This window comes from Streptomyces sp. UH6, from assembly GCF_013421635.1.
Classification (GTDB): domain Bacteria; phylum Actinomycetota; class Actinomycetes; order Streptomycetales; family Streptomycetaceae; genus Streptomyces; species Streptomyces abyssomicinicus.
Window position 1 is genome coordinate 1 of sequence record NZ_JACADT010000337.1, and the last position, 5,568, is coordinate 5,568.

Annotated in this window: 6 protein-coding genes; 1 reads left to right on the forward strand and 5 read right to left on the reverse strand. The window is 69.8% G+C overall.

The window, feature by feature from the left end; genetic code table 11:
- On the forward strand, positions 1-701 hold a 701-nt coding region (locus HW445_RS16950), incomplete at its 5' end, for a L,D-transpeptidase family protein (protein WP_180221853.1).
- Positions 702-943: 242 nt separating this feature from the next.
- On the opposite strand, the gene HW445_RS16955 is transcribed toward HW445_RS16950, so the two are convergent.
- From HW445_RS16955 to HW445_RS34140, 5 genes are all read right to left on the reverse strand, one after another.
- Positions 944-1,717: a succinate dehydrogenase iron-sulfur subunit gene (locus HW445_RS16955; protein WP_180221854.1), complete on the reverse strand. Its 774-nt coding sequence runs from the start codon at positions 1,715-1,717 to the stop codon at positions 944-946.
- Entirely contained in the window at positions 1,717-3,471 is a 1,755-nt protein-coding gene (gene sdhA / locus HW445_RS16960) for a succinate dehydrogenase flavoprotein subunit (protein ID WP_180221855.1), read from the reverse strand. Before sdhA ends, HW445_RS16955 begins: the two co-directional genes overlap by 1 nt.
- Before the next feature lie 19 nt (positions 3,472-3,490).
- Complete coding sequence (gene sdhD / locus HW445_RS16965) at positions 3,491-3,985, reverse strand: succinate dehydrogenase, hydrophobic membrane anchor protein (protein WP_151771659.1); 495 nt, start codon at positions 3,983-3,985, stop codon at positions 3,491-3,493.
- Between the two features lie 8 nt (positions 3,986-3,993).
- Positions 3,994-4,374 carry a succinate dehydrogenase, cytochrome b556 subunit gene (sdhC, locus tag HW445_RS16970; RefSeq protein ID WP_151771660.1) on the reverse strand — a complete coding sequence of 127 codons (381 nt, stop codon included), beginning with the start codon at positions 4,372-4,374 and terminating at the stop codon, positions 3,994-3,996.
- 137 nt (positions 4,375-4,511) lie between these two features.
- A complete protein-coding gene (locus tag HW445_RS34140; RefSeq protein ID WP_374939665.1) occupies positions 4,512-5,243 on the reverse strand; it encodes a 2-oxo-4-hydroxy-4-carboxy-5-ureidoimidazoline decarboxylase in 732 nt (243 codons plus the stop codon).
- Between the last annotated feature and the right edge of the window lie 325 nt (positions 5,244-5,568).

The following is a 5,568-nucleotide window of genomic DNA, read 5'->3' on the forward strand; positions in this document are numbered from 1 at the left end:
GTCCGACCGGGAGTCCGACCGGGGCTCCGCCCGCCCGCCGTGCCACGCCGTCACCCTCCCCCACCCCGGCGAAGGTGCTGTGGGCGCCGGGCGACAAGGGCCGTGACGTCCGGGAACTCCAGGCCCGGCTGCGGCAGATCGCCTGGCTGTACGCAGGGCCCACCGGGGTGTACGACCGGGCCACCGAGGAGGCGGTCAAGGGCTTCCAGGAGAAGCGGGGACTGCCGCGCACCGGGCGGATGGACACGGCCGGATGGCAGCGGCTGCTGGACATGACCCGGGAACCGGGCCGGTGGGAGCTGTACCTGATGGGCGGTCAGAAGCCGGGGCCGCCCGACCCGCGCTGCCTGCGGGGGCGGGTGCTGTGCGTCGACAAGACGACGCGCACCCTGCGCTGGATGGTGGACGGCAGGACGGTCTCCCACATGGCGGTGCGCTTCGGCTCGGTGGCCACCCCCACCCGCGAGGGCGAGTTCACCGTCTACTGGAAGTCCCGGCACCACGTCTCGACGCTGTACGACTCGCCGATGCCGTACGCCATGTTCTTCAGCGGCGGCCAGGCCGTCCACTACTCGCCGGACTTCGCCACCCGGGGCTACGCGGGCGCCTCGCACGGCTGCGTCAACGTGCGGGACGAGGAGGCCGTCGCCCGGCTGTTCGCGTCGGTGCGGGAGGGCGACAAGGTGGTCGTCCACCGGTAGCCGGGGCCGGCGGGGAGGGGTGCGCGGGCGGGACAGGGGGAACGTGTCCCGCCCGCGCGGGGTGCGGACCAGGTGTACGGGGGGGAACCCTGGCTCCGCGGCAGCCGATGACCAGTCGGCCCACTTCACTCAGCGCCGTGTGCCCCGAAAATGTCACCGGATGCCTCCGGGACACGGGGCGAGGGCCCCGCAGCGCGCTGCGGGGCCCTCGTCCTGTGCGTTCCGCCGGGTGGCGGCGGGGGTCAGATGCGACGCGTGATCAGCGCGCGCTTGACCTCCTGGATCGCCTTGGTGATCTCGATGCCACGGGGGCAGGCGTCCGTGCAGTTGAAGGTGGTGCGGCAGCGCCACACGCCGTCACGGTCGTTGAGGATCTCCAGGCGCTGCTCGCCCGCCTCGTCACGGCTGTCGAAGATGAAGCGGTGGGCGTTCACGATGGCGGCCGGACCGAAGTACTGGCCGTCGTTCCAGAACACCGGGCAGGACGACGTGCACGCGGCGCACAGGATGCACTTGGTGGTGTCGTCGAACCGCTCGCGGTCCTCGGCGGACTGCAGACGCTCACGCGTCGGCTCGTTGGTGTCCTTCGTGATCAGGAAGGGCATCACGTCGCGGTAGGCCTGGAAGAACGGCTCCATGTCGACGACGAGGTCCTTCAGGACCGTCAGCCCCTTGATCGGCTCGACCGTGATCGGCTTCTCGGGGCTGATGTCCTTGATCAGCGTCTTGCACGCCAGGCGGTTCTTGCCGTTGATCCGCATGGCGTCGGAGCCGCAGATGCCGTGCGCGCAGGAGCGGCGGAAGGTGAGCGTGCCGTCCAGGTCCCACTTGATCTTGTGGAGACCGTCGAGCACACGCTCCTTCGGGTCCATCTCCAGCGTGAAGTCCTGCCACTGCGCCTCGGCGGACACCTCGGGGTTGAAGCGGCGGACGCGGAAGGTGACCGTGATGTACGGGGAGTCGGCGAAACCGGGCTCGGCGCCGCCGTCGGTCTTCTCCAGGGTCGGGGTTGCCATCAGTACTTACGCTCCATCGGCTGGTAGCGGGTCGTGACGACCGGCTTGTAGTCGAGACGGATGCTCGCGGAGCCGTCCTCGGCCACCTCTCGGTACGCCATGGTGTGGCGCATGAAGTTGACGTCGTCGCGGTTCGGGTAGTCCTCGCGGTAGTGACCGCCGCGGGACTCCTTGCGGGCCAGCGCGGAGACGGCCATGACCTCGGCCAGCTCGAGCAGGTTGCCCAGCTCGATGGCCTCGAGCAGGTCGGTGTTGAACCGCTTGCCCTTGTCCTGGATCGAGACGTTCTTGTAGCGCTCGCGCAGCTCGCGGATCTTCTCCACGGCCGACTGGATCGTCTTCTCCGTGCGGAACACCATGACGTTGGCGTCCATGGTGTCCTGCAGCTCGCGGCGGATGTCCGCCACGCGCTCGCCGCCCGTGGCGGAGCGCAGGCGCTCGACCTCCGAGACCACGAACTCGGCCGGGTTCTCCGGCAGCGGGGCGAAGTCGGCGGAGTGGGCGTACGCGGCGGCCGCGATGCCGGAGCGCTTGCCGAAGACGTTGATGTCCAGCAGCGAGTTGGTGCCCAGGCGGTTGGCGCCGTGCACCGACACGCAGGCGACCTCGCCGGCGGCGTACAGGCCCGGCACCACAGTGGTGTTGTCGGCGAGGACCTCGCCCTCCACGTTGGTGGGGATGCCGCCCATGGCGTAGTGCGCGGTGGGCTGGATCGGGATCGGGTCCGTGTAGGGCTCGATGCCGAGGTAGGTGCGCGCGAACTCGGTGATGTCCGGCAGCTTGGCGTCCAGCTGCTCCGGCGGCAGGTGGGTGAGGTCCAGGTAGACGTGGTCGCCCTCGGGACCGCAGCCGCGGCCCTCGCGGATCTCCGTGTAGATGGAGCGGGAGACGACGTCGCGGGAGGCGAGGTCCTTCATCACCGGCGCGTACTTCTCCATGAAGCGCTCGCCGTGCTTGTTGCGGAGGATGCCGCCCTCACCGCGGGCGCCCTCGGTGAGGAGGATGCCCATGCGCCAGATGCCGGTCGGGTGGAACTGGAAGAACTCCATGTCCTCCAGCGGGATGCCCCGGCGGTAGACGGCCGCCTGGCCGTCACCGGTGAGGGTGTGCGCGTTGGAGGTCACGCGGAAGAACTTGCCGGTGCCGCCGGAGGCGTAGATGACCGACTTCGCGTGGAAGACGTGGATCTCGCCGGTGGCCAGCTCGTAGGCGACGACGCCGGCCGAGACCTGCTTGCCGTCGACCTCGGTGAGCAGCTGGTCGAGGACGTAGAACTCGTTGAAGAACTCCACGCCCTCCTTGACGCAGTTCTGGTACAGCGTCTGGAGGATCATGTGGCCGGTGCGGTCCGCGGCGTAGCAGGACCGGCGGACCGGGGCCTCGCCGTGGTTGCGGGAGTGACCGCCGAAGCGGCGCTGGTCGATGCGGCCCTCGGGCGTCCGGTTGAACGGGAGGCCCATCTTCTCGAGGTCGAGGACCGAGTCGATGGCCTCCTTCGCCAGGATCTCCGCGGCGTCCTGGTCGACCAGGTAGTCACCGCCCTTGACCGTGTCGAAGGTGTGCCACTCCCAGTTGTCCTCCTCCACGTTGGCCAGCGCGGCGGCCATGCCGCCCTGCGCGGCGCCCGTGTGGGAGCGGGTCGGGTAGAGCTTCGTCAGCACGGCGGTGCGGCTGCGCTTCGTCGCCTCGATGGCGGCGCGCATGCCGGCGCCGCCGGCGCCGACGATCACTGTGTCGTACTTGTGGATCTTCATGAAGTCTGCAGCCCCGGGTCTAGCGGATGTTCGGGTCGAAGGTGAAGATCACCAGCGTGCCCAGCAGGATGGTGAACACCGTGGCGGTGTAGAGGAGGCCCTTGAGCCACACCCGGGTGTTCGCGCGCTCCGCGTAGTCGTTGATGATCGTGCGCAGGCCGATGGTGCCGTGGAGCATCGCGAGCCACAGCATCAGCAGGTCCCAGACCTGCCAGAACGGCGAGGCCCAGCGGCCGGCCACGAAGGCGAAGCCGATCTTCTGCACGCCGCCGTCCAGCACCAGCTGCACCACGAGGTGGCCGATGACCAGGACGACGAGCACGACGCCGGACAGGCGCATGAAGAGCCACGCGTACAGCTCGAAGTTGCCGCGGGTGGACCGCGGGGTCTTCTTGGTGCGCTGGCGCGGGGGCTCGATGACGGGAGCCGGGTTGTCGACGGAGTAGAGGGAGTCCCCCTCGACCGGGCCGATGCCCGAGGCGGCGGTGTCGGTCTTGACGGTGTTGTTCGACATGCTTCGCGTCAGCTCCCGAAGACTTCAGCAGCGGCGTGACCGAGGACGGGGTACAGCGCGCCGATCATGAGCACGACCCACACGCCGACGACGGCCCAGAGCATCTGCTTCTGGTAGCGCGTGCCCTTCGACCAGAAGTCGACGGCGATGACACGCAGGCCGTTCAGCGCGTGGAAGAGGATGGCGGCGACGAGGCCGTACTCCAGCAGCGCGACAAGGGGCGTCTTGTACGTGGCCACGACCTCGTCGTAGGCCTCGGGGGAGACACGCACGAGAGCGGTGTCCAGCACGTGGACGAACAGGAAGAAGAAGATCAGCACGCCGGTGACTCGGTGAGCCACCCACGACCACATTCCTTCCCGTCCGCGGTAAAGCGTTCCAGCCGGCACGGAAGAACCCTCCGGGAGCGGGGATTGGGGCCTCGCCGGCTTTGTCTGTCGGTCGGGCCCGGCCGGGTACGGTCCACCGGCCCCGGCCATCGTAGCGACGTGGTGTCGGAACCTTTAGCGCAGCCCTGCCGATGTGATCAAACCGGTAGCCCCAGCGGGGGTGCGAATGGGGGGAATTCGGCACATCCTGGATCGAAATCCCCGGCACGATCGGAACGAATCAGTCGGGTGAGTCGTTCCCGCGCCAGTTGCCGCAGCTCCTCCGCGGCGAGCACCCGCTCGTCCTCCGGCGCCAGGGCCAGCCTGTCGCGGACGGTGGAGAGGAGGTGGTTGAGAGCGTCCTCAGGATCCACGCCCTCCAGCGAGAGCACGAAGCCGTGCCCGAACTTCTGTTCGTAGGCGACCCAGGCGGCCCGCACCGCGGTGCGGGCGGCGCGGGGCATGGACCGCACCACCCGCAGCTGCTGCTCGGACCACAGTCCGCTTCCGGCGCCGGGCGCGGGAGGCGCGGCCGTCGGGTCGTCGGCGGCCAGGAAGGCCAGGGCGAGGTCGTCCGTCCGGAGCAGCCGGCACTCCTCGCGGACGGCGTGGAGCAGTTCGTCGGGCGAGAGGTCGTAGGCCGCCTCGTCCGAGGCGGCGAGCAGGGAGGCGAGGTCCGGGTACGGGCGGTGTGCCGCCATCCGGACGGCCCACCGGGGGTTGCGCAGACAGCGGGCCAGGAGGTGCCGGGCGGCGGTCTCGGTCTTCCCGTTGAACCGCTCCAGGCCCTCGGGGGCGGCATGGCCCTGTTCCGGGATGCGTGTCGAAGGCAGCGGAGGTCCTCGGCGGGTTCCGGGGCGCCGCGAGGGGCGCCGCGAGGGGTACGGCAGGAACGTGCGCGGACGATGCGTGAGTTGTGGACACACGGTAGCGGCGTGACCACGGAGACGGTAGCCGAACGGAGGTCTTTCACCCCCGGGGGAGAAAGACCGGACACGGGGTGGACGCCGCGCGTCGACGGGCGGACGGGACGAATCGCTCTTACGTTGGCAAGGTGAGCCAGCACAGTCGTCATACCGCAAACAGCCCGAAGCACGGCAGGTCCGGCCGTTCCACCGATGGGGTGCGGCGGATGCGGCAGGCCCGCTGGGCCGCGGCGGCGGTCGTCGCCGCCGGCTCGGCCGTCCTCGCGTACAACCTCTGGCCGGCCGACGG

Excerpts from the sequence above, each read along its gene's own strand:
- HW445_RS16955 (WP_180221854.1), bottom strand. The coding sequence starts at position 1,717 with ATGGCAACCCCGACCCTGGAGAAGACCGACGGCGGCGCCGAGCCCGGT.
- sdhD (WP_151771659.1), bottom strand. The coding sequence starts at position 3,985 with ATGTCGAACAACACCGTCAAGACCGACACCGCCGCCTCGGGCATCGGC.
- sdhA (WP_180221855.1), bottom strand. The coding sequence starts at position 3,471 with ATGAAGATCCACAAGTACGACACAGTGATCGTCGGCGCCGGCGGCGCC.